This is a genomic window from Plantibacter cousiniae (nom. nud.) (assembly GCF_977070315.1).
This window is the reverse complement of the sequence record NZ_CDRVEU010000004.1, coordinates 1-23,235: the sequence shown is the minus strand read 5'-3', so window position 1 is coordinate 23,235 and position 23,235 is coordinate 1. Positions and strand designations below refer to the sequence as shown.

Below are 23,235 nucleotides of genomic sequence, written 5' to 3'. Positions count from 1 at the left end.
GCTATCAGGATTTTCTGACGGTGCGCTGTTCGATGCGTTTTTCGAAAGTGCCCTGAATGACCCGGTCGACGTAGATGCCGGGGGTGTGGATCTGGGTCGGCAGCAGCACGCCTGGCTCGACGATTTCCTCGACCTCGACCACGGTGATTCGTCCGGCGGTGGCCACCACCGGGTTGAAGTTCTGTGCGGTATGACGATAGATGACATTGCCGAAGTGGTCGGCTTTCCAGCCCTTGATCAGGGCGAAGTCACCGGTAATGGCCTCTTCCAGAATCACGTTGCGGCCGTTGAACTGGCGGGTTTCCTTGCCTTCGGCGACCGGCGTTCCGTAACCGGTTGCGGTATAGAACGCCGGAATGCCCGCGCCACCGGCACGCAGTTTTTCCGCCAGGGTGCCTTGTGGCGTGAGTTCGACTTCCAGCTCGCCGCTGAGCAGCTGTTTTTCGAACAAGGCATTCTCGCCGACGTAGGACGAAATCATTTTGCGGATCTGCCGGTCTTCCAGCAGGATGCCGAGTCCGAAGCCGTCAACGCCGCAGTTGTTGGAAACCACGGTCAGGCCCTTGATGCCCATGCGCTTGATCTGCGCGATCAGGTTTTCCGGAATGCCGCACAGGCCGAAGCCGCCGCAGAGTACCGTCATGTCGTCGGTCAGCCCGGCAAGAGCTTCTTCGTAGGTCGCTACTCGTTTATCGAGTCCAGCCATGATGATCCGCCTTTTGTAGTTGTTTACCGACAGTCGCACTGCCGGAGGATCGGGTGATCTGCATCTTCTCTCGGCAGGACTGATTTGTTAATTTTGTTTTTCTGATCAATTCATAAGAAAAGCAAATATATGAACGTCAAGCAGCTTCGCGCTTTTCTGGCCGTCGCGCAGTACCTGAGCTTCGCTCAGGCCGGCGAGCGACTCAACGTGTCGCAGCCGGCCTTGAGCCTGACGATCAAGAGCCTCGAGGAGGACCTTGGCGGACAGCTGTTGACGCGCACCACGCGCAACGTCGGTCTGACGCCCGAAGGCGAAACCCTGTTGCCGCTGGCGCGCCAGTTGCTGGCCGACTGGGACAACACCGAAGAACTGCTGCGTCAGCGTTTTACCCTGCAAACGGGCCGGGTATCGGTGGCCGCCATGCCGTCGTTTGCCGGCAACCTGCTGCCAGCGGCCTTGAAGGTGTTTCGCGGGCGCTACCCGCGCGTCAATGTGGCGGTGCATGACGTGATCAATGAGCAAGTGCTGGAAATGGTCCGCCATCGCCGTGTCGAACTGGGTATCGGCTTTGAGCCCGAGTCGAACAGTGCCCTGTCGTTCACCCCGTTCTATATGGATCGCTTCGTCGCCGTGGTGCCACGGGAGTCGTCGCTGTCCGAGCGGTGTGAGGTCACCTGGGAAGAACTGCTGCGTGAAGACTTCATCGCCCTGCAACGCCCGTCGGCGGTGCGTTTGCTGCTGGAGCAGGCTATCGAGCCGCGCCACGGCAAGCTGGCGGTCGCGTTCGAGAGTCATCAGTTGTCGACCATCGGGCGCATGGTTGCCAATGGTCTGGGCGTCAGCGCGGTGCCGTCACTGTGCATCGGGCAGATGCAGGAACTGGGGGCCTGCTGCGTAGCGCTGGTGGAGCCGCTGATCGAGCGGCGCATCGGGCTGATGATGCTCGCCGATCACAAGCTTTCAGCGGCGGCTCAGGCGTTGCGCGAGGTGTTGATCGAGAATGCTCGCAACAGTCGATAGCGACTATCACGGCGGATGATTTTTGCTGCGTCAGGGGCAGGCGTAACCTTGCTTCATTCCTGAAATGAAGCCGACCGGAGGCCCCTGATGAACCGTATGCTTGCCCTTGCGCTTGTCCTGACATTCACTGTTGCGCTGGTTTCCGGCTGCTCCACTCACCACGCTGTCGAGCAGCGCGCGTTCAGTGCTGAAGAAAGCCATCAACTGGCCCTTGAAGATCTCAACCGTCGCGGCCTGTCATTTGATGAGTATCAGGCACGCAAGGCGCAATTGATGGCGGATCCGCAGATCCAGCAGGCGCGGGACTTCGATGAAAAAGGCGAAACCAGCGTTGACCTGGGGGTCATGGGGCAGCAGCCACAAGGTTAACAGTCTGCCTGAAAAGGGTTTTACGTAAAAACTGTACTGCTTTAATTGGCCTTCAACTGTCCGTGTGTTTCCTGCACCGCCTTCGATAGGGTGAGTACCTGACTCACTGATCCGGACAGGCAGCATGTTTCTCTCTTTCGATTTGCTTCTGGCGTTCACGCTCTTCGCGTTCGTCACCTCCATTACTCCCGGCCCCAACAACATGATGCTGCTGGCCTCGGGCGTGAATTTCGGTTTCAGTCGCACCCTGCCGCACATGCTGGGTATCAGTGTCGGTTTTTTCGTTCTGGTGCTGGCCGTCGGCTTCGGTCTGGGCAGTGTATTCAAGGCCTGGCCGGTTCTCTACACCATCCTGCGCTACGTGGGCGCTGCCTACCTTCTGTACCTGGCCTGGAAAATCGCCACGTCGGGACCGGCCTCCGATAACGTCGACAGCCAGGGCAAGCCGCTGAGTTTCATGAGCGCCGCGCTCTTTCAATGGGTCAATCCCAAGGCCTGGATCATGGCGATCGGCGCGATCAGCACCTACACCCCCATGCAGGGCTACTTCTACAATGTGCTGGTGATTTCGGCAGTGTTTGCGCTGATCAACCTGCCCAGCGTGGGCGTCTGGGCAGGCTTTGGCAGTTTGCTGCGCAACGTTCTGCGCGATCCGCTCGGGTTACGTATTTTCAATGGCGTGATGGCAGCGCTGTTGGTGGCCTCGTTGTATCCGCTGTTTATCGAGCATTGATGCCGAGGCTATTCCGCGGATCTACAACGCCAGTTGCAAATGCCCGCCAGCCTGCTTGTGACGCGCCTGCAAGCGGCGTTGCAGGCCGTGGTGGAAATGTTCCAGCCCTTCATGCAGGCGCTCGGTGAGAACTTCGTCCAGCGTACCGCCTTGTTCGTTGTCGTCGTAGCTGACCTGGGTATCGATGGCGAAGATGCCGTGCAGCACTTCCTGCGACTTGAGCGCCGACAGCACCGGTTTGAGCGCGTAATCCACGGCCAGCATGTGCGCGATACTGCCGCCGGTGGCCAGCGGCAAGACCACTTTGCCATGCAGCGCGCGCTCGGGCAGCACGTCGAGCAGGGTTTTCAGTGCGCCGGAAAATGACGCCTTGTACACCGGCGTACCGATCAGCAGGCCATCGGCCTGGCTGACCGCTTCGATCAATTCCAGCACCTGCGGGCTGTCGAAACGGGCGAAAAGCAGGTCCTCTGCATTGAAGTCGCGTATGCGCAATGTGGTGACTTCAACGCCGTGGCTCTGCAGCCAGCGGCTGGCGTGGGCCAGCACAACGCCGGAACGGGATTTTGGGGAGGGGCTGCCTGAAAGTGAAACGACGCGCATGTGGGATGTCCTTGCGATAAGCGTAAACCTGCAAAGCAGCTTATGTGCCAGCCTCTTTGTGTGGCTGGCTATGGCCCGCAGCTATTGGGTCTGCGTGTGTTGCATGCAGGGGGAGAGAGTTCGCCGCGCTGATGCAAAAGCCGTCAACTGTTGAACAGCTGTTGCTCTGGCAACAGTCTGACGCGGTGTGACAGGCAAAAAAATCCCTGCACAACCGCGTGCAGGGAGATGGGTGAACGGCCGTCCGGGTCAGTTGCGAAAGGCCGCACCGGTCTGTATCACACTGGCCGAGCCGAGCAACTGGCTGATGAAGCGGCTCCAGCGGGTGATATCGGCAGGGCCGACGAACACCACATCCTGCGCCTTGAGCTCGAACTGCCCCGCCAGCAGGTAGGCAGTGGGCTTTTTCGCATTGAGGTGGTAGACGGTGGAAGGCGCCTGGGCAAAGTTTTCCGCACCGCGTATGACGTACACCGCATCGCCGTCTGCGCTGTCCGGGCTGAGGCCGCCGGAGTTTCCCAGCGCTTCGAGCAGGGTCAGGCGGGTGGTGCCGAACGAGATCACCTGAGGGTTACGGACCTCGCCCAGCACGTAGATCTTGTTTCGCGAGTTGCTGTTCAGGTGCAGGTAATCGCCGTCCTTGAGGAAGATCCGGCTCAGTTGCGAGTCCCGGCGGTTCAGCGAGTCGATGTCGATCAGGTAATCCTTGCCCTCCCGGCGCAGGGTCAGCCCGGCCAGGTTGGCGTCGGTCAGGTCGACGCCGGCGACACTCACCGCCTGCACCAGGCTCAACGGAATATTGGTAATCGGTTGCGGGCCGGGGACCTTGAAAGAACCGGACAATAGTATTCGCTGGCTGTTGTAGCGCAGCACTTTGACGTCGACCTTGACCTCGGTGTATTGCGGCGCCAAGCCCATGCGCAACTGCTCACGAACCTCGCTGACCGTTCTGCCACTCGCGCGGATTCTGCCTACATAGGGGAAGTAGAGCGTGCCGTCGTTGAGCACTTCCCGGGTGTTGGCATCCAGTTGGTCCTGTGAGCCCGGCGCGGTCAGTTCGGGGTGTTCGAACACGGTGACCAGCAAGGTATCGCCAGCACCGATCACGTATTCCGGAGTTCTGTAGTCCAGCAGCGCCTGCGGCAGGGCCTTGGCCTCTGCGGTGGCGCGCAGTTGCTGTTGCTGCAGGGTTTTCGGGGTGACCTCGATCAACTGTGCCCGGGGCTCGTCAGGTTTGTCGAGGGTGACGTCATCCGGCGTCATATGTTGCCCCGGCGCGAATGCACAGCCTTGCAGCGCCAGACTGACCAGCAGTAACGCAGTAACGCTTTGATTCATGACGTTTTTCCTTTCATTGGATTGCTCCGTTCTTGTTGCGTACCGAGGGTGTTAGGTGTGTGCTCGGGGCAGCGCCGGCATCAGAAGGCGTTCTTGTTGACGAACCCCTTGAGCAGCGTCAGCAGAATGATTTTCAGGTCCAGCCAGATCGACCAGTGCTCGATGTAGTCCAGGTCGAATTCGACGCGCATGCGCATCTTGTCCAGCGTGTCAGTTTCGCCGCGCCAGCCGTTGATCTGCGCCCAGCCGGTGATGCCGGGCTTGACCTTGTGGCGCAACATGTAGCCGCTGACCTGCCCGCGGTACTGCTCGTTGTGGGCAATGGCATGGGGGCGAGGGCCGACGATGGACATGTCGCCGTGCAGCACATTGAAGAACTGCGGCAGTTCATCCAGCGACGTGCGTCGCAAAAAACGGCCCAGCGGCGTTACCCGCGCGTCGTTGCGCGTCGCCTGAAGCACCCCGTCGGTGTTCTCCTGGACGCGCATGCTGCGAAATTTCCAGACCATGATCGAGCGGCCGTCCAGCCCGTAGCGGCGCTGGCGGAACAGCACCGGGCCGGTCGAGGTGAGCTTGATGGCTGCCGCGATGGTCAGCAGCGGCACAGCGATCAGCAACAGAATCAGGCTCGACAGCACGATGTCTTCGGCACGTTTGGCCAGGCTCCAGGCACCGTCCATGGGCGAGTCGAAAATGCTGATGCTGGCCAGGCCGTTGATGCTTTCACTGCGCGCATGCAGCAGGTCGAACATGAACACATCCGGAATCAGGTACACCGAGGCGGTGGTGTCGCTCAGGCCGGTAATCAACTCGCGCAGTTGCGGTTCGGCGCTGAAGGCGAGGGTGATGTACACCTTGTCGATCCGGCCTGCGCGGGCATCGTCGATCAACTGCTGCAGATCACCCAGTACGGGCGGGCGGCGCTTGTGCGCCTGCAGATTCATCCGCTGCGGGTGCGTGTCGTAAAAGCCCAGCAGGATCAGGCCCATCCAGGGCGCCAGGGCGATGGACCGGGCCAGCCGCTCGCCGACCTGCCCGGTGCCGACGATCGCCACCCGACGCGTGTTGAAGCCACGCCGACGCAACGTGTGCAGGGCTAGACGAATCAGCAGCCGGTAGCCGCACAGCACGGCGAGTGCCAGCGCAAACCACCTCATCTGGCCGTTATCGGGCAATTGCGTCTGGTTGAGCAGCAGGCTGTTCAGCGACAGCAGGGTGATGAAGGTCATCGCCCAGTAACTGAAGACCTTGGTCAGCTCGCGCAGAATGCGCTCGCCGCGCCATGAGCCATACAACTGGTGGTACTCGCTGACCCAGTGAAAGACCAGCACCGCGAGGAAAATGTGCGACCAGGCCTCTGTGCTGTCGGTGACCGTCAGCCCGGTTTGCCAGTAACCGATCAGCACGATGACGGTCAGGTCCAGCAAGCGATGGGCGAGTGAAAGCGCTGACTGGTGGGCACGCAGAATGCCGCGGACTGAAGTACGCATGGGAAGGGCTCGCTCAGACGGTTTTCAGGGAGAGAACACGGCCCGGCAGTTCGCTGCCCAGGCCGGACGATGCCTGGGCGACCCATGGCGACTGAGGCAGGCGCGCCAGATGGATCCCGCTTGAGACGGTCAGACGGTCCTCGACGAAGGCCTTGATCTCCTGCTCGAAGCGCGCGACCGAAAACCGCTCGGCATTGGCCCGGCAGGCCTCGGAAGAGATGCGTGATTGCGCCGCTTCGAATTCGCCGATGGCGGCGATCAGTGATGCGACCATTTGCTGTCGGTAGAACACGCCGGTCGGTTGCGGGTGATCCAGGCCGTGCACGGTCTCCATGACGCCGCCCTTGGCGAAGGCGATGACCGGCGTGCCGCAGGCCTGGGCCTCGACCGGGCTGATGCCGAAGTCCTCCTCGGCGGCAAAGACAAACGCTTTGGCGCTGCGCATGTGCTCGAGCAGCACGTTACCTGGCTGAAAACCCAGCAGCGTCACGTTGCTCACCTGGCTGGCAATGGCCTGCGCCTTGGCCAGGTCCGGTCCGTCGCCGATCATGATCAGGCGTTTGTCAGGCATCGCGGCGAAGGCTTCGACGATCATCGGCATGCGTTTGTAAGGCACCATCCGTGAGGCGCAGAAGTAGAAGTCCCCGCGCGCGCCTTGGGCAGTGAAGCCGAGCGTGTCCACGGGCGGGTAGATGACGGTGGAGTCGCGTCGATAGGCCTTGCTGATGCGCGCACCGATAAACCCGGAATTGGCGATGAAGGCATCCACACCGGTCGACGTGCGCTGGTCCCACAGGCGAATGTAATGCAGGATCAGACGTGCCAGACCACCCTTGATGCCCTTGTTCATCCCTGACTCCTGAAGGTACTGGTGCTGCAAGTCCCAGGCATAGCGGATCGGCGAGTGCACATAACTGATGTGCAATTGGTCCGGGCCGCACAGCACGCCCTTGGCCACTGCGTGGCTGCTGCTGATGATCAGGTCATAACCGGACAGATCCAGTTGCTCGATGGCCAGCGGCATCAGCGGCAGGTAGCGCGCATAGTGTTTGCGGGCGCCGGGCAGCTTCTGGATGAACGTCGTTCTGGCGGCCTTGCCGTGCAGGTGCGCGCGGTCCTGATCGCTGAGGAAGTCGATGACGGCAAACAGGTCCGCAGCGGGCCAGACGTTGAACAGTGATGCAAGCACGCGCTCGGCACCGGCGTAACTCACCAGCCAGTCGTGGACGATAGCGATTTTCATGGGCGTTCCTTGCTGTAATGGCCCGCGCTACTGCGGACGCGACGGCGCGCATCCTGGCGTTGCTGTTGTGGAGTCAGGGTTTGCCGGTGGACGATTCGGCGGTGACGTCCAGTCTGCTTTGCTGCGCGGGTTCGGACGCCAGCAACGTGTCGATGCGCTGGGAAAGGCGCTGCGCGGAAAGCTCCCAGGAAAAGCGCTGCACGTTTTGCAAGCCTTGTACACGCAGCGCGTTGCGCAACGGCGCATCCAGCAGAATGCGCTGCATGGCTGCGGCCATGTGGCTGACGTCCAGCGGGTCGAAATACAGCGCACTGCCTTGCAGAACCTCGGGGATCGATGCGGCATTGGCCGCCAGCACCGGGCAGCCGCAGGCCTGGGCTTCGAGCGGCGGGATGCCGAAGCCCTCGTAAAGCGAAGGGAACACGAACGCGGTCGCGCCCTGATATTGCTCGATCAATTCGGCATCACTGAGGCGCCCCAGAAAACGGATGCGCGGGTCACGGCAGGCGAGGTGCTGCAGGTTCGGGTCGGCGAACAGCGCGCTGGCTGCGCCGACAATGTGCAGTTGCAGATCCGTGTGGCCACGCAGGCTGAGAAAGGCCTGAATCATCCGCCTGAAATTCTTGTGCACGGCCGGTGAGGATACGGCCAGCAGGTAGTTCGGCTGACCTACAGCGGTCGACCCCGGGATGAAATCGTCGCTGACCGCAGCCGGTACGACGAGCACCTTGTCTTCTGCGTAGCCATAGAACGAGGATATTTCTTTGCGCGAGAAGTGGCTGCCGGTGATCAGCGTTTTGGCGCGCGACAGCAGGATCGGGGTGATGGTCCGATAGGCCAGCCGGAACAGCCGGGTGTAACTTTGCGGGTAGCGCACATAGTTGATGTCGTGGTGGGTCGCAATCTGGTTGCCATACAGCATGGGCCCGGTGTTGCTGATCGAGATCAACAGCGGACTGCCCCGACGTTTCAGGTACAGCGGCAGGTCGATCTGCTCCCACGCATGCCCGGTGGAGCGCCCGATGCAGTGCGCCTCCAATGCGCTGGCGCAGTCATGCCGTCTGATGTTGTGCGGGGCAACGAATAGCAGATCGTCGCGCAGTCGCTTCAGCGCTCGGCACATCTGCTCTGCGTAGCGCTGTACACCACTGATGTCCTGGGTAAGAAACCGTGCATTGATGAAAATCATCTTGAGCGTCCTGCTGATGAAGGTGAGCTGATGGGTGCCACACCGTGTCCGTGATGTCGTCAAATGGGGCGATTGCGCCCGTTCGCCGTGCTACGTACTGCGGTCCTGCAAGGTTTGGGCGAAGATACTTTCGTACTGGTCCAGCATCAGGTCCAGATTCATCAACGACGCGACGCTGCTGCGTGCCTGGCTGCCAAGGCGTGCCAGCAGTTCGGGCTGCTGATGCAGCCTGAGCATCGCCAGCCCCAGTGAGTCAGGATCATCGGGGCTACACAGCAAGCCGTTGAGCGGTTCCTGAATGATTTCCGTGAGCCCGCCCATGCGGCTGGCGATGACCGGCAGCGAGTGCGCGCATGCCTCGACCGCGACCATGCCGAACGGCTCATTCCACAGGGAAGGCACAATCGCCACATCGATCTGGCGATAGAAGTTCTCGGGTCTCTGAAAACCGACGAAACTGATGTCGGGGGACGTGACCATGGCTTTGAAGCGCTTTTCGTCAGTCGACTGTCCGCGCCCGGCAATCTGCAGGGTGGCTTTGAACGGCAGGCGCTGGAACTGCTCGATCAGCCACTCCAGCCCCTTGTTGGTCGACAGGGTGCCCAGGTAACCGAAACGCAACGGTGCGTCATTGACAAGTGCCTTGGGCTGCTCGCGAAGCGCTGGCGTAAACGGGCTGGCGTTATGCACCACATAGCCTCTGGCATGCTTGAAATAATCCTGCTCCCGCAGCGTGTCGAGCATGAAGCGGCTGACACCGACCACCGCGCTGACCTGTTCCGACTGGTGTGCATGCTGGCTGCGCAACCGTGTGCACGTCGTGCAGCGGCGCCGACAGCTTTTGCCCTTTCTGAACATCGTGCTTGCCGGGCACAGCAGGTAGAAATCATGCAGCACCTGCACGATCGGGCAATTGGCCTGGGTGATCTGGTCCCATGCCGAGACCGACCAGCCCGTCAGGTTATGGCACACCACCAGTTCTGGCTGCTCCAGCTCCATCACGCGCTCCACGTACTCACGCATGCCTGCGTTGTAGCGATCGCGCCAGTGCCAGGCAAAGCGCGCCAGACGGCCCGGACGCTGGGCGATGAAGTGCCAGTAACGGTTAAGCAGGCCGGCTCGATAGACCTTGACCCGGTTGACCTCCGCCAGTTGCAAGCCAGGTCGGTCAGTGGTGGCCAAAACCGCGACGCTGTGCCCGCGCTGCTGCAAGCCCTCGACGGTGCGTTGCAGAATGATTTCTGCGCCGCCGCCGATATCGGGCGCGTAGAGGCTGTTGATGAAAAGGATTTTCATAGCGGGTAGGCCCTGTTCAGGCCCAGCCTGCCGGCTTCGCCCTCGCGAATGGCGTCGTTGAGCAGGTCCAGACGCTGCGCTGCGCCACAGCGCCAGGCATACAGGTTCAGCAGGCAGAGAAAAACCCAGCGATTGAGCCGATAGCTGATTGGGGAGGCCGCCCAGACATGTTTGTCGAACCAGGCCTGATTGCGCGCTGCGTAGTAGGCGCGCAGATCCGATCCGCCCAGCAGGTAGCTTTCATAGACATTGCGGGTACGTGCCTTGATGTTCCAGGAGTCTTCCAGATCGTCCAGCCGCGCATCGGGCACCAGAAACAGCTTTCCGCCACCGTCGGTGATGCGCCAGGTGTATTCGCTGTCATCGCTGTCATCGCTGTACAGCTTGAGAGCATCCAGCGGCAGGCCGATCTTTTGGTAAAGGCTGCGATGGGCAAGCAGCCCGCCGTAAGTGGCAAAAGGCAGTTGCACGTGTTCCGGCATCAGCCGGGTCGCATCGGGCTTTCCCCACGGCAGGCGTCGCCAGATCTTGTACGGCAACTGTGCGATGTGGAAGCCGAAGAAGCTTGAGCGCCGCTGGATCGCATATTGCAGCGGCACACCTGCGGCGATGTCGGCTTGATGCGTGGGGCGAAAGCCGAGCACCGCGCAGTTGTCCTGGCCGTCGATGAGTTGCCGTTCACGCAAGGATCGATGCAATGCCTCGATGGCATGCGCGGTCGGTGCGTTATCGTCGTCCATCAGCCAGATGCAGTCGTCTCCGGTTTGCAGCGCGGCGTTAATGCCCACCGAGTAGCCATTGGCCGAGCCGGTGTTGTGCGGCAGCCAGATCACCTGAACCCGATCGGGCCACTCATCGCACAGCGCTTGCAGTGGCGCGGTGGAAGCATTGCTGACAACGATCACGCGGCCGATCAGCGGGCTTTCCAGCGAGCGGCTGATCAGGGTGTGCAAATAGCTGAAACGGTCACCATAGGTGAGCGTCACCAGGGTGGTCTGGCGCGGCATGGTGCGATTCCGAGGCTGGTGAAACAGGCGTGCGACGCATGCTTTCAGTACACGTCGTACGGCAGGTTGCGGCGGGTTCGAGCGCTAGGCGCTCGCCTCGATTCGCGACAGGCTGCTGATCGGCAACACCACTTTTTGCTGACGTTGCAGCATATTGAGCAGGATCACCGCGCGCTGCGCGCCATCTTCACTCAGAAAGATGGCCTCGACTTCACCCCAGCTGGCATGGGTGATCAGCACCGCGTCCCCCTGGGTAAACTGTGTTTTCGGCGCGGGTGTGGCGAGTCGTTGGCGGATCTGCTCGATCAGATGATCCCGAACCGGGACCGGATGACCACCGAAAGTCACGATGCGCGAGACGCCGCGGGTGGAGCGAATCGGGTACCAGTTGTCCTGCACCTGATCCATGTGAATGAACAGATAACCGGGGAACAAGGCCTCGCCGGCCTGAACCCTGGTGCCGGGTTTTTTTGCATCGGCCTGTAACGGTCGATAGCACTCGAACTGCTGACGCCGCAAATGTTCTTCGGCACGGGCTTCCTGCCGTGGTTTGGTCTGGATCAGGTACCAGCGGACATCCTGGTCGGAGTGGGACATGGTTAATTCCTTTTAAATGAAACAGCTCGGTCAGCGGCAAGCAGCGCCCCGGCTATCGGGGCGCGGGGTGGTAGTTGTAGCCGTAGGCGGCGCAGTCGTAGTCGGAGGTCGTGGCCTTGCGCACCACCGCGTTGAAAATGGCGCCCTTGATCAGAATTCCGTTCTGACCCAGACGGCGTTTGCTGGCTTCGATTTCCTGGACGGTGGTCATGCCAAAGCGCGCCACCAGCAGGCAAGTGCCCGCCTGACGGCCCACCAGCGTCGCATCGGTCACGGCCAGGATGGGCGGGGTGTCGATCAGAATCAGGTCATACAGCGGCGACAGTTCGGCAAGCATCTTGTGGAAGTTGTCATGCATCAGCAGCTCCGAGGGGTTGGGCGCGGCGAAACCACAGGAGATGAAATCCAGATGCCGGACACGGGTGCTGTTGATGACCTCGGTACAGCGCAGACGCGCCGCCAGTGTGTCGGACAGCCCGTGTTTGGGTTGCAGACCGAAGAGGCGATGCAGGTAGCCTTTGCGCATGTCGGCATCGATCAGCAGGACCCGTTTGCCGGTCTGGGCAATGATGGTTGCCAGATTGCTCGACACAAAAGACTTGCCGGCACCCGGTGTCGGGCTGGAGATCATCAGCACGTTGTTGCGCGCTTCAAGCATGGCGAAGTGCAGGCTTGTGCGCAGGCTGCGCAATGACTCGATCGCCAGCTCGGCGGGCGCGGCAATGCTCAGCAACTTCGACTCCTGGCCGGCATGGTCGCGCTTGTCCAGATGCTCCTGTTGGCGCGAGTGCGGCAGCGACGCGTAGACCGGCATGCCCAGATTTTCAATGATCTCGGCGCTTTCGATGCCGCGATAGAACGCCTGGCGCACGAAAACCATGGTCATCGCGACCAGCGCGCCGAGCAGCGTGGCAATCAGCACGATCAGTGTTTTCATCGGTTTGACGGGTCTTTCGACATTGGTGTCGGCGTTATCGATGACCCGGACGTTGCCGATGTTGCCGGCGCGCAGAATGTCCTGCTCCTGGCTTTTGTTGAGCATCAGTGTGTAGGTCTGGCTGATGACCTGCATATCACGGGTCAGGCGCAACAACTCCTGCTGGGTCATGGGCAGCGCGTCGATTTTTTTCAGCAGGCCCTGGCGCTGTTGTTCCAGCTGGTTCATCTGGCTCATCAGGCTGCGATAGGTCGGGTGCTCGCGGGTATACAGCCGTTCCAGTTCGACGCGTTTGAGTTTCAGTTCCGACAGCATTGAGTCGAGACTGACCACTTGGTCAAGCACCCCCTTGGTTTCGATACTCAGGTCCACCGACCGGGCGCTGGTCTGGAAGGTATTCAGTGCGGTTTCCGATTCTTCGAGCTGCTTGCGTACGGCGGGTAACTGCGAGCGCAAAAACTGCAGTCGCTGGGCGGCTTCGGCAGAACTGCGCTCGACGTTCTGGCGTACATACAGATGGCTGACTTCATCAAGAATCCGGTTGGCCCGTTGCGCATTCTGGTCCTCGATCGACAGGTAGATGATCCCCGAATCCCTGCCGGCCTCGGCGATCTTCAGGCGGTTCTGATAGATCAGCGCGGTGCTGAGTGTGCGCTGTCTGGAGACAGTGAAATCGGTACCGGGCCGGGCCTGCAACGTAGCGACCTGAATCTTTATTCCGTGGCCTTCGACCACGCGATTGATCGCCCCGCCGAGCAGCAGATGGCGTTCGCTATCGTAGAGCGAAAACTGGCCGGGTTTGCCTGCGGTCAGGGTGAGTTTTTCACCCAGCAGGTGCTCTGGCACTTCCAGTTGGAACACCTCTATTTTTTCGCCGCCCCACGCATATTGGGTCAGGCCGAATAAAGGCTGCGCCAGTTCACCGTCGCGTGCGGGCTTGAAGGTGCGATACAGATAAGGACCGATCACAGGAAACAAGTCAGGTGTCTGGAGCCTATTGAGCTTCAGATCGTCGACGACCTTGCCCAGCAGCGCGCGGGACTTGATCAACTCGATCTCGGTGGTCGCCTGCGACACCGACAGTGGCTTGGCACTGACTTCCGGCGTACCCTCGATGCCGATTTTTCGGGGTTCTATCTGAATCATGGCGGTGGCCTGATACACCGGCGTGGCCAGAATGGCGTAGCCCAGGCCGAGCAGAAAAAACAGGCCGACGGTCCACAGAATCAGGGTTTTGTGATCGAACAGCATCCGCAGGACCGTTGCCAGATCAATCCGGGAGTCCGCTTGGAAATTCAGGGAAGGATGGTTCATGACGGTCATTTATCCTGTTGCTCCTGACTGAAAATGGGGAAGCCAGTCGTCGATGCAGCGTGAGAGCTGCGCGTAGGTCTGTTCGAAGGCTGACGCGGGCCGCCGATAAGGGTCGGTGATGTCGAGCGGGTCCTGCCATTTACCGATCAGAAACGCTTTGCCGCGCACTTCGGGGGCCAGTTCGAGGACGTTGGAAAAATGCGCCTGCTCCATCAGCAGGATCAGGTCGGCCTCGCGCAGCAGCTCGCGATTCACCTGGCGAGCGGCATGCCGCCGAGGCTGCACCCGGTGCGACTGCAGCACCGCATGTGCCGTCGGGTCGATCGACGAACCCGATAGCGCAGCGATGCCTGCCGACTGGATACGCACCTGCATGGCCTTCAGGCGTTCATGCAGCATCGCGACCGCCATCGGGCTGCGGCAAACGTTGCCGACGCACAACACCAGCACACTACTGAACATGAGCGTTGCCAGTGTCCGGCAACAGGCGCCTGCGCAGATTGCCGATCACGTTGCCTGCCACCTTCCACACCGTCTGCAGCTTGTGGCGGGGGGCGAGTGCGGCCAGCGACAGGCACACCGTCTGCATCAGGAAATACTGGTACAGCGGCTGATTGCCTAGGCGGTTGTAATAGTTGGCCAGGCTTGAGCAGGTCTGCAGGTTCATGTGCAACTTGCGTTTGTCACTGCGCATCGAGAACACCCCGCCAGGGTGCATGCGATAGGCGGCCGGCTTGATCCCGGCCATGAACTTGCCCTTGCCGTAGGCCCCCAGCAACGACCACCAGCACATATCGTTCAACGGTGCGCTGCACAGGCTCAATTCGGGCGGCATCTGGCTGAACACATTGCGAAAACAGACAGTCAGGGTCGAGAGGCGTCTCGCTTTTTGCAACTCCAGCGCCGAGGCATCGGCGCGCAGATGACCTTGCAACTGCACGCCATACTGCCCGTGCTCATCGAAGACGAACGCGTCGTGATAAGTGATGACGTAATCCGGATGAGCTTCGAGAAAGTCCACTTGCAGCTGCAGTTTTTGCGAATCGGTCCAGTAGTCATCGGCTTCGCAGTAGGCGATGTAGCGACCGCGTGCTTCGCCAAACAGGCCCGGGACGCACGCGCTGCCCTGACTGTACTGATTGACCTGCTGATAGAAGGCCCGAATGATCGTCGGATGCCGCTCGGCGTAGTGCGCAATGATGCGCGCGGTGCCGTCGGTGGAGGCGTCGTCGTTGATCAGGATTTCGTACCTGAAATCGGTCTGCTGTGCCAAAAGCCCGTCCAGCGTCTGAGCGATGAAGCCCTCTTGATTGTAGGCGGGGCATACGATGCTCAGCAGCGGCGGCGCCAGGCAGGTTTCGTCGGTATTCTTTACAGTGTCGTCCATGGCTCAAGTACTCGGTTTACTGAACAGAACATAGAGTTTCGATGCCAGCGGCCGGTGACTCGTCGCCACCAGTGTCAGGGTGACAAGCCCGCTGAGCGCGAGTGCCAGAAGCACGCTGATTCGGCTTTCACCGGCAATCAGATTGAAGACGGGGGCGCTGACCACCAGGCCTGCAGCGCTCATCGCGCTGATCCGCAGAATGTCGCTCAACCACTGGCGATGAAGACCGGGGGCCAGGTGTCGATGCACGATGACTGGCCATATCGCGAAGGACGTCGCCCGCAGAAAAAACCACGCCAACGCCGCGCCGTACACGCCCTGGTAATGGATCGCCAGAACCATCACCGGCACGCTGACCAGCGTCGATATCAGGCTGTACCACAGGTGCAAATGCATCCGGCCATAGGCGTATTGCAAATAGAACTGAAAGGCACTGGCGGCCATGATGGCGCTGCCCAGCGCGTACCAGCCCAGCACCGGGCGACTCCAGCGCGCGGCAACCGGATCGCCGGTCCAGGCGAGGATCAACGGCTCTGCATACAGGGCAATGACCGCAGCCAGCGGGAATAAAAAGGTACAGGCGAGGCGATTGGCGGCCAGAAACAGGGCGTGCATATCGTCGCATCGCCCTTCGGCCATCAACACGGTCAGGCGCGGCAGCAGCGTCTGGACCAGCGGGTTGGTCAGCATCACGATGCCGGTAGTGATCAACGCCACCAATGAGAAATAGCCGTACTGGTCCAGCGGCAGCAGATTCGACAAAAGAGCCTTGTCCACCTGAGTCAGCACGATCCACAGCACAGCACTCAGCGACAGGCTGGCGGCGAACGGCAGGATCGGCTTGATCAATGGCCAGTCCAGACCGGTCAGCCAATGCGGCGCAGGCATTTGCCCACGTGCCTTGCCGGCAAACAGCAGGGTTTCGACCAGCCCCACCGCCAGTTGAAATTCAAAGAAGTCCCGTGGGTCCCGGGAAAACTGACTGACCAGCACCAGGCCACCGAAGTAGCGCAACGTCGCGATCGACACATTGGCGGCGTTGAGCCAGGCATGTTGTTCAAGACCCTGAATCGCGCTTTTGTACAGCGTCGAATACAGGCGCAGGGCAATGATGATGCCCATCAAGGTGATGCAATGGGTCAGCGTGTCGGGTTGTAGCGTGTTTGCGTTCAACCAGTGCGCGGCGATCCAGGGGCTGAGGACACCGACAAGCAGGGCGCTGAACATGGTCATCGGCAGAAAGATCAGTTCGAACGAGCGCAGCAGACGGCCCAGGTGTTGTTTACGTGCTGGAGTGTCTCGCGCATGCGCCACCGCACGCACCAGGCTGGGCGACAGGCCGGCATCCAGCAATTGCAGCCAGGCCTGCAGCAGGGTGAAAAAACCGATCAGGCCGTACGCTTCGGCACCCAGGTGGCCCAGATAGAACGGCATGATCAGAATCCCGACCAGCAGCACGTAAGCCTGCCCGCCGTAATTCAGGAGGGTGTTACGAATGAGGGAATGTTTGCCTGGCATGATCGTCAGCAGACCTGTGCAACGGTGCAAGCCCGATAGTCAGTCTCGCTGCAGGCTTCGATCAGGGTGCGGATGACCAGGTCCTGCTCGCTTCTCAGCAGACCGGGATAGATCGGCAGGCACAGCACTCGCTCGCTCAACGCTCTGGAGACTGGCTGGCCGGGTTGCGGCTGCAGGTATTCAAGGGTGTCCAGCGACGGGTAGAAGTAGCGGCGAGGGTTGATCTTGTGCTGGTTGAGTGCCGTGCGCACGCCCAGCAATTGTTGCTCGTCGCGCAGGGCCACGGGGTAATAGCTGTGATTCAGCTGGCTATCGGCCTGGGGTGTCTGCAGATCCAGATAATCTTGCAGCGACGAAGTGTAGTGGTCGGCTATCTCCGCGCGCGCTTCGAGAATGTTGCCGATGTTGTCGAGAATGCACAGCCCCATGGCGGCGGAGAACTCATTGAGCTTGGCGTTTATGCCGAGGCCATCGATCCGGTCGACGCCGGAAATGCCGAAGTTGCACATCAGATGGGCTTGTCTGGCCAGCTCGTCATCGTTGGTGATGATCGCGCCACCTTCAATGGTGTGAAACAGCTTGGTGGCATGGAAGCTCAAGGTGCTGATGTCGCCGTGATTGAGCACCGACTGGCCTGCGTGACGCACGGCGAATGCGTGTGCGCCGTCATAGACGACCTTGAGCTTGTGCTTGCGGGCTATTTGCTCGATGGCTTGCACGTCGCAAGGATTGCCGAACACGTGGGTGGCGACGATCGCCGTGGTGTCTTCGGTAATGCTGTTTTCGATGTGGTTGGGCGAGATGTTCCAGGTGTGCGCATCAATGTCGGCAAAGATGGGCCGAATGCCTTCCCATTGCAGCGAGCTGCTGGTCGCGACAAAACTGAATGGCGTAGTCACTGCGCTGCCGCTCAGCCCCAGCGCCCGATAGGCCACTTGCAGGGCCAGGGTGCCGTTGTTGGTCAGAATAATGTGCCTGACGCCCAGGTAGTCCTTGAGTCGGTCCGTCAGCTCCCTGGCCAGCGGCCCGTGATTGGTCAGCCAGCCACGTGCGTAGATGCCTTCGACATAGCGTTTGAACTGGTCGATATCACCCAGGTACGTCTTGGTCACGTTAATCATCGAAGCCTCCATGTTTCTATGAATCAGTGCGTTGCCAAGCGGGTGACCGGGCATCCGTTGCAGACGTACGTTGATTGCCGGGCACGCTACCGCCGAATCGGTCGATCCAGTCAGGGAGCCGTTTACCGAGCATCAACGCATAAGCGTCGAGTGGGTCGCATTGCAACAGGCAACGCTACCGCCACACCGAACGCATTCAGCATTTAAAAAAGGAATGGAGAGTCAACAGGCATCCGCCAGCGCCGGATAAGCGCCGTGGAAATAACTGGCAGGGTGAGACGGGACAGCAGTCAACTTCGGCTGATTATTCCGACGCTATGCTCTGCGGCATGTGCGTAAAACCGGAGTGTGCCTGACGGTCCTATATATCGGTGGCGGCAGGGTATCTGTCAAATTATTTCGTCAGGTTTCTGTTAGATTTTTGATAAATGGTAGATTGGAGAATCTAAAGTATTGATTTATAAGACTGTCAAAAAAATATCATCTTTCGATGTGTATTTAATGACACAGACTGCCGCCTCAGTCGGGCGTGCAGAGATCAACAGACTTTACGATGGCCAATTTCTTTATATTCTATTTTTGTCTATATAAATATTAATTGATAATTTTTAGTTCTATTTGATTTCGTGCATGATCCTCTTCATGGTCTGTGAACGAGGAGCGCGCATGAACGAGCCAGTGCTGTATTTCGATTACGCCGCCACCACCCCTGTGGACGAGCGCGTTATCAGAGTGATGGTCGATTGCCTGGGGGTGTCAGGCAACTTCGGCAATCCGGCCTCCAGCTCCCATTCGTTCGGCCAGAAGGCCCGCCTTGCAGTGGAGCTTGCCCGTGAGCAGGTTGCGCATCTGGTGGGTGCGCAAGCCTCGCAGATCATCTGGACTTCCGGCGCGACCGAGTCCAGCAATCTGGCACTCAAGGGGGTGGCTCAGGAGCGTGCCAAGCGCCAGGCAGCCGTCGCCGGAGGCAAACCCGGTCATATCATCACCAGCCTGATCGAGCACAAGGCTACCCTCGACACCGCCCGTCAACTTGAGCAGGAGGGCGTCGAGGTCACCTGGCTGGCGCCGGACAGCGAGGGCCTGATCAGTGCCGATGCCGTCAGTGCAGCCTTGCGTGACGATACATTTCTGGTCTCGCTGATGCTGGTCAATAACGAACTGGGTACCGTTAACGACATCGCCGAAATCGGCAGACGCGTACGGAGGCACGGGGCGCTGTTGCATGTCGACGCTGCACAGGGCGCTGGCAAGCTGCCAATCGACCTCAGCCAGCTCGCGGTAGATTTGATGTCGCTCTCGGCACACAAAATCTACGGGCCCAAGGGCATCGGCGCTTTGTACGTCGGTCCGCGTGCGCAGCAGCGTGTTCTCGCCCAGATACATGGGGGAGGGCACGAATGTGGCTTACGCTCGGGGACACTGGCAACGCATCAGATTGCCGGAATGGGCGCGGCCTTTGCCTTGGCGGCAGAGGTGCTCGAAGGCGAGGTGGTTGAAATACAGCGGTTGAGCGATCTTCTTTGTAAGCGTCTGGCCGGGATTCCCGGGGTGTGTATCAACGGCAGTCCCACACAGCGGATTGCCCACACACTCAGTTTTACGTTCACTCATAACGATCTGGACGTCGCCGCGCTGGGTGAGAGCCTCGCCTTTTCGTCCACTTCCGCCTGCAACTCGGCGAAAAACCTGCCGTCGCATGTCCTGCTGGCCCTTGGGCTGAGCCCGCAGGCCGCCAGCCAGACAATACGCCTGAGTCTGGGGCGCTTCACTCGCGAGCAGGACATAGCGCGCGCGGCTGACTCGATTCGCGCCTCTCTGATTCAGCCAGCGTTCTGGGCGGTTGCTCAGGCTCGATGAGTGCTCCATTATCTGAACCGGTGAAAGCAGTCAATTTCCGGGTCAGCAGGAGAGTCAATGAGTACGCAATCCAATGCCAGTTCAGACGTGGCAGAACGTTTGGCGCAAACCCGCGCCTTGATGAGCAGGGAGCGCATCGATGCCTATCTGGTGCCGTCAGCGGATCCGCACCTCTCCGAATACCTGCCCGGCTATTGGCAGGGGCGCCAGTGGCTGTCGGGTTTTCACGGCTCGGTCGGTACGCTGATCATCACCCAGGATTTCGCCGGCATATGGGCTGACAGCCGCTATTGGGAACAGGCCACCAAGGAGCTGGCTGGCAGCGGCATCGAATTGGTGAAGCTGATGCCCGGCCAGCAAGGCCCGCTCGAATGGCTGGCAGATGAAGCCAAGGCAGAGAGCGTGGTTGCCGTTGATGGGGCGGTTCTGGCCGTTGCCTCTTCGCGGACATTGGCAAGCAAGCTCTACGAACGTAGTGCGCGGCTGCGAACCGATATCGACCTGCTCACCGAGCTGTGGCAGGACCGCCCCGCGTTGCCGTCTCACCCGATTTACGAGCATTTGCCTCCCCAGGCGTCACTGGACCGTAACGAAAAACTCGCGCGGGTTCGTCAGATCATCGTCGAGCGAAAAGCTGACTGGCATTTCATCGCCACACTGGACGACATCGCCTGGCTGTTCAATCTGCGTGGCGCAGACGTTTCCTACAATCCGGTGTTCATCGCATTTGCCTTGATCGGTCCGCAAAGCGTCACGCTGTTCGTGGACTCGAAGAAAGTACCGGACTCGGTACGTGCGCGCCTGGAGCGCGACGGTATCAACCTTATGGAATACACGCAGATTGGCGCCGCCTTGCGCGAACTGCCTAAGGACGCGCGACTGCTGGTCGATCCGGCGCGGGTTACCTGCGGGCTGCTCGATTACCTGGACAGCGAGGTCACGCTGGTTGAAGGGCTCAACCCCAGCACGTTGCTGAAATCGCAAAAAACCGAGATCGATACGGCCCACATCCGTCAGGCCATGGAGCAGGACGGCGCCGCGCTCTGCGAGTTCTTCGCCTGGCTGGACAGTGCGCTGGGGCGAGAGCCTGTCAGCGAACTGACCATTGATGAAAAGCTCACTCAGGCACGCGAGCGACGTCCGGGTTATGTCTCGCCCAGCTTTGCCACCATTGCGGGATTCAACGCCAATGGCGCGATGCCGCATTACCGCGCGACCGAGGCGGAGCATGCGCGGATAGAAGGCGACGGTTTGCTGCTGATCGATTCGGGCGGACAGTACCTTGGTGGCACCACCGACATCACGCGCATGGTGGCGATCGGAACACCGAGCGCTGAACAGAAACAGGACTGTACACGCGTGCTCAAGGGTGTGATCGCGCTATCGCGTGCGCACTTTCCCAAGGGTATTCAGTCGCCGCTGCTGGACGCAATTGCCCGAGCGCCTATCTGGAGTGAGGGTGTCAATTACGGCCACGGCACCGGGCACGGTGTGGGGTATTTCCTGAATGTGCACGAGGGGCCGCAGGTCATTGCCTATCAGGCACCTGCAACGCCGCAGACGGCCATGCTGCCGGGCATGATCACGTCCATCGAGCCGGGTACTTACCGGCCTGGGCGCTGGGGAGTGCGTATCGAAAACCTGGTGATCAACCAGGAAGCCGGTAAAACCGAGTTCGGCGAGTTTCTGCGCTTCGAAACGCTGACCCTGTGCCCGATCGACACCCGTTGCCTTGAGGTGTCGATGTTGAACGCAGAAGAACGCACTTGGCTGAATGACTATCATGTGCAGGTTCTGACGCGCTTGAGCCCGTTGCTGCAGGGCACTGCGCTGCTGTGGCTGCAGGCCCGGACGATTCCTGTCTGATCAAGCTTTCGCGTTGCCGCAGGCTCAGTCCTGCGGTAACGGTTCAGCCAGTGGTGCAGCTTTCCTGCAGACGATGATCATGCTGCGGCTGGTGTAACCCGCCGGGTTCAGGCCGAACGGATAGTCTTCGGGCTCCTCGGTGGCATCGCCGGACTTCGCGATCACCTTGAATGTTCTCGACGCGCAGGAGTTGGTAGCCAGTTCGTAGCATTTTGCCCAGGACGAGGTGAGGCCTGAGCAGTTGATGTGGATGCCTCGCTTGCTTTGCGTGACGGGTTTGGACGTGGCTGCACAACCTGCCACAGCCAAGATGGCCAATACGACAAAAATGTATTTCATTCCTTTCCTTAGCGGGCCATTGCTGATCGCGATCCATCCGATTGACTGGACCATGAGTCTTTTGAACTGTAACGCATAGCCACCGAAGATAAATCGGTCAGGTACAAACATGGCGCATGCGCGTAACAAATGCTAGTGCCATATGGCTTCTTGATGCGTGGTAAGTTCAGTCGGCCGGTACCAATTGAGGTTTGCTGTTTGCAGAGCCAAGGGTCGCGCCGATGGACGCGAAGATGATTGCGCCGATCGCCAGCCATTGAGTCAGTGAAAGGCTTTCATGGAGAAACACCAGGCCTGAAAGCGCGGCGAAGACGGGTTCCAGGCTTGCCAGCGTGCCGAATGTACGCGCTGACATCCGCGTCAGGGCAATCATCTCCAGGCTATAGGGAAGGGCGGTCGAGAGGATGGCGACACCCAATGCTGCGGGTATCAGTGAAATATCCAGTAACGCAGAGCCTGCGTGTATCACGCCTATTGGCCCTATGAACAGCGCGGCAATCACAACGCCAAGCGCTGCTGTCTGCACACCATTGTCGGCGCCGGCCTTGTGACCGAACACGATGTATGCGGCCCAGCACACGCCTGCGCCCAAAGCATAGCCGGCACCGAGCAGATCAATTGCGGCAGCTGAGGTCCCCAGCGGGATCAACAACAGTAGGCCGATGACTGCCAGAGTCACCCAGAGAAAATCAATGGGCTTGCGGGAAGACAGCAAAGCCACAGCCAGCGGACCGGTGAATTCCAGCGCTACTGCAATCCCCAGGGGCACTGTCTGCAACGACATATAGAAGAGAAGGTTCATGCAACCCAGCGCAATGCCGTAGATCACGACGGTGCGTAACGACTTAGCTGTCAGATTCGCCCGCCACGGTCGCAGGACGGCAACCAGAATAAGGCTGGCAAATACCAGTCTCAGGGTCGTGGTGCCTTGCGCGCCCACGACAGGGAAAAGACTCTTTGCCAGCGATGCGCCGCTTTGAATGGAGATCATGGCGATCATCAGCAGCCCCAGAGGGAACAGGGCAGAGGCTATGTTGCGGGATTTCTCAGACATTTCAGATGTACATCCTGGGTGTGATCCGGGCAAAGGAAATGATGCATGATGCGGAATAATCAAACATTGGGCAATATATTGCGCAAGGCGCGCGTGCTCTTCTATATAGGTAATCGCGAAATGGTCAATTTCGGCGATTTTGAAATTAACGGTTGACGCCCTCTGTGAGGTGTCTATAATTCGCCCCACTTCCGGCGCAGACGGAAACGAAAAAGCCTTGTAGATCAATAGTTTGCAAGGTTTTGGAG

Annotated in this window: 21 protein-coding genes; 5 read left to right on the top strand and 16 right to left on the bottom strand. The window is 59.9% G+C overall.

Annotation, left to right across the window (positions count from 1 at the left end):
- Positions 1-4 precede the first annotated feature (4 nt).
- Positions 5-706 (bottom strand): CoA transferase subunit A, encoded by a 702-nt coding sequence (locus ACW55A_RS10075; protein WP_003391701.1) that lies wholly within the window; start codon positions 704-706, stop codon positions 5-7.
- Between the two features lie 129 nt (positions 707-835).
- Here ACW55A_RS10075 and ACW55A_RS10070 point away from each other — a divergent pair, with 129 nt between their 5' ends.
- The 3 genes from ACW55A_RS10070 to ACW55A_RS10060 all read left to right on the top strand — a co-directional run bounded on the left by ACW55A_RS10070 (position 836) and on the right by ACW55A_RS10060 (position 2,828).
- Positions 836-1,726: a LysR family transcriptional regulator gene (locus ACW55A_RS10070; protein ID WP_003436436.1), complete on the top strand. Its 891-nt coding sequence runs from the start codon at positions 836-838 to the stop codon at positions 1,724-1,726.
- A gap of 87 nt (positions 1,727-1,813) precedes the next feature.
- Positions 1,814-2,095 (top strand): hypothetical protein, encoded by a 282-nt coding sequence (locus ACW55A_RS10065; RefSeq protein ID WP_003436437.1) that lies wholly within the window; start codon positions 1,814-1,816, stop codon positions 2,093-2,095.
- 124 nt (positions 2,096-2,219) lie between these two features.
- A complete protein-coding gene (locus ACW55A_RS10060) occupies positions 2,220-2,828 on the top strand; it encodes a LysE family translocator (protein ID WP_054081635.1) in 609 nt (202 codons plus the stop codon).
- Positions 2,829-2,849: 21 nt separating this feature from the next.
- Here the strand turns inward: ACW55A_RS10060 and ssuE are convergent, their stop codons facing one another.
- The 13 genes from ssuE to ACW55A_RS09995 all read right to left on the bottom strand — a co-directional run bounded on the left by ssuE (position 2,850) and on the right by ACW55A_RS09995 (position 17,868).
- Positions 2,850-3,431 carry an NADPH-dependent FMN reductase gene (gene ssuE / locus ACW55A_RS10055; RefSeq protein ID WP_003436439.1) on the bottom strand — a complete coding sequence of 194 codons (582 nt, stop codon included), beginning with the start codon at positions 3,429-3,431 and terminating at the stop codon, positions 2,850-2,852.
- 249 nt (positions 3,432-3,680) lie between these two features.
- Positions 3,681-4,769 (bottom strand): polysaccharide biosynthesis/export family protein, encoded by a 1,089-nt coding sequence (locus ACW55A_RS10050; protein WP_058397921.1) that lies wholly within the window; start codon positions 4,767-4,769, stop codon positions 3,681-3,683.
- 80 nt (positions 4,770-4,849) lie between these two features.
- Positions 4,850-6,259 (bottom strand): undecaprenyl-phosphate glucose phosphotransferase, encoded by a 1,410-nt coding sequence (locus tag ACW55A_RS10045; RefSeq protein WP_498811310.1) that lies wholly within the window; start codon positions 6,257-6,259, stop codon positions 4,850-4,852.
- Positions 6,260-6,272: 13 nt separating this feature from the next.
- On the bottom strand, positions 6,273-7,502 hold the full coding sequence (locus tag ACW55A_RS10040; protein WP_498811311.1) for a glycosyltransferase family 4 protein: 1,230 nt from the start codon (positions 7,500-7,502) through the stop codon (positions 6,273-6,275).
- Positions 7,503-7,575: 73 nt separating this feature from the next.
- On the bottom strand, positions 7,576-8,691 hold the full coding sequence (locus ACW55A_RS10035) for a glycosyltransferase family 4 protein (protein ID WP_455808110.1): 1,116 nt from the start codon (positions 8,689-8,691) through the stop codon (positions 7,576-7,578).
- 90 nt (positions 8,692-8,781) lie between these two features.
- A complete protein-coding gene (locus ACW55A_RS10030; RefSeq protein ID WP_455808109.1) occupies positions 8,782-9,987 on the bottom strand; it encodes a glycosyltransferase family 4 protein in 1,206 nt (401 codons plus the stop codon).
- Positions 9,984-10,994, bottom strand: coding sequence for a glycosyltransferase (locus ACW55A_RS10025; RefSeq protein ID WP_498811312.1), 1,011 nt, complete (start codon positions 10,992-10,994; stop codon positions 9,984-9,986). Before ACW55A_RS10025 ends, ACW55A_RS10030 begins: the two co-directional genes overlap by 4 nt.
- 84 nt (positions 10,995-11,078) lie before the next feature.
- Entirely contained in the window at positions 11,079-11,591 is a 513-nt protein-coding gene (rfaH, locus tag ACW55A_RS10020) for a transcription/translation regulatory transformer protein RfaH (RefSeq protein WP_054081640.1), read from the bottom strand.
- A 52-nt stretch (positions 11,592-11,643) separates the two neighbouring features.
- A complete protein-coding gene (locus ACW55A_RS10015; RefSeq protein ID WP_498811313.1) occupies positions 11,644-13,842 on the bottom strand; it encodes a polysaccharide biosynthesis tyrosine autokinase in 2,199 nt (732 codons plus the stop codon).
- Positions 13,843-13,851: 9 nt separating this feature from the next.
- Complete coding sequence (locus ACW55A_RS10010) at positions 13,852-14,304, bottom strand: low molecular weight protein-tyrosine-phosphatase (protein WP_455808107.1); 453 nt, start codon at positions 14,302-14,304, stop codon at positions 13,852-13,854.
- Positions 14,294-15,229, bottom strand: coding sequence for a glycosyltransferase family 2 protein (locus ACW55A_RS10005; RefSeq protein ID WP_072366948.1), 936 nt, complete (start codon positions 15,227-15,229; stop codon positions 14,294-14,296). Before ACW55A_RS10005 ends, ACW55A_RS10010 begins: the two co-directional genes overlap by 11 nt.
- A 3-nt stretch (positions 15,230-15,232) precedes the next feature.
- Positions 15,233-16,747, bottom strand: coding sequence for a lipopolysaccharide biosynthesis protein (locus ACW55A_RS10000; RefSeq protein ID WP_455808106.1), 1,515 nt, complete (start codon positions 16,745-16,747; stop codon positions 15,233-15,235).
- Positions 16,748-16,752: 5 nt separating this feature from the next.
- The gene (locus ACW55A_RS09995) at positions 16,753-17,868 is read right to left on the bottom strand and encodes a DegT/DnrJ/EryC1/StrS family aminotransferase (protein WP_122266625.1); all 1,116 of its coding nucleotides are present in this window, start codon (positions 17,866-17,868) and stop codon (positions 16,753-16,755) included.
- 666 nt (positions 17,869-18,534) lie between these two features.
- Between ACW55A_RS09995 and ACW55A_RS09990 the strand changes: the two genes are divergently transcribed.
- Together ACW55A_RS09990 and ACW55A_RS09985 are read left to right on the top strand one after the other, a co-directional pair.
- Complete coding sequence (locus ACW55A_RS09990; RefSeq protein WP_455808105.1) at positions 18,535-19,728, top strand: cysteine desulfurase family protein; 1,194 nt, start codon at positions 18,535-18,537, stop codon at positions 19,726-19,728.
- 57 nt (positions 19,729-19,785) lie between these two features.
- Positions 19,786-21,594: a M24 family metallopeptidase gene (locus tag ACW55A_RS09985; RefSeq protein ID WP_498811314.1), complete on the top strand. Its 1,809-nt coding sequence runs from the start codon at positions 19,786-19,788 to the stop codon at positions 21,592-21,594.
- 24 nt (positions 21,595-21,618) lie between these two features.
- Here the strand turns inward: ACW55A_RS09985 and ACW55A_RS09980 are convergent, their stop codons facing one another.
- A complete protein-coding gene (locus tag ACW55A_RS09980) occupies positions 21,619-22,044 on the bottom strand; it encodes a hypothetical protein (RefSeq protein ID WP_498811315.1) in 426 nt (141 codons plus the stop codon).
- A 55-nt stretch (positions 22,045-22,099) separates the two neighbouring features.
- A partial coding sequence (rhtA, locus tag ACW55A_RS09975; protein WP_499140269.1) for a threonine/homoserine exporter RhtA occupies positions 22,100-23,235 on the bottom strand: 1,136 nt, incomplete at its 5' end.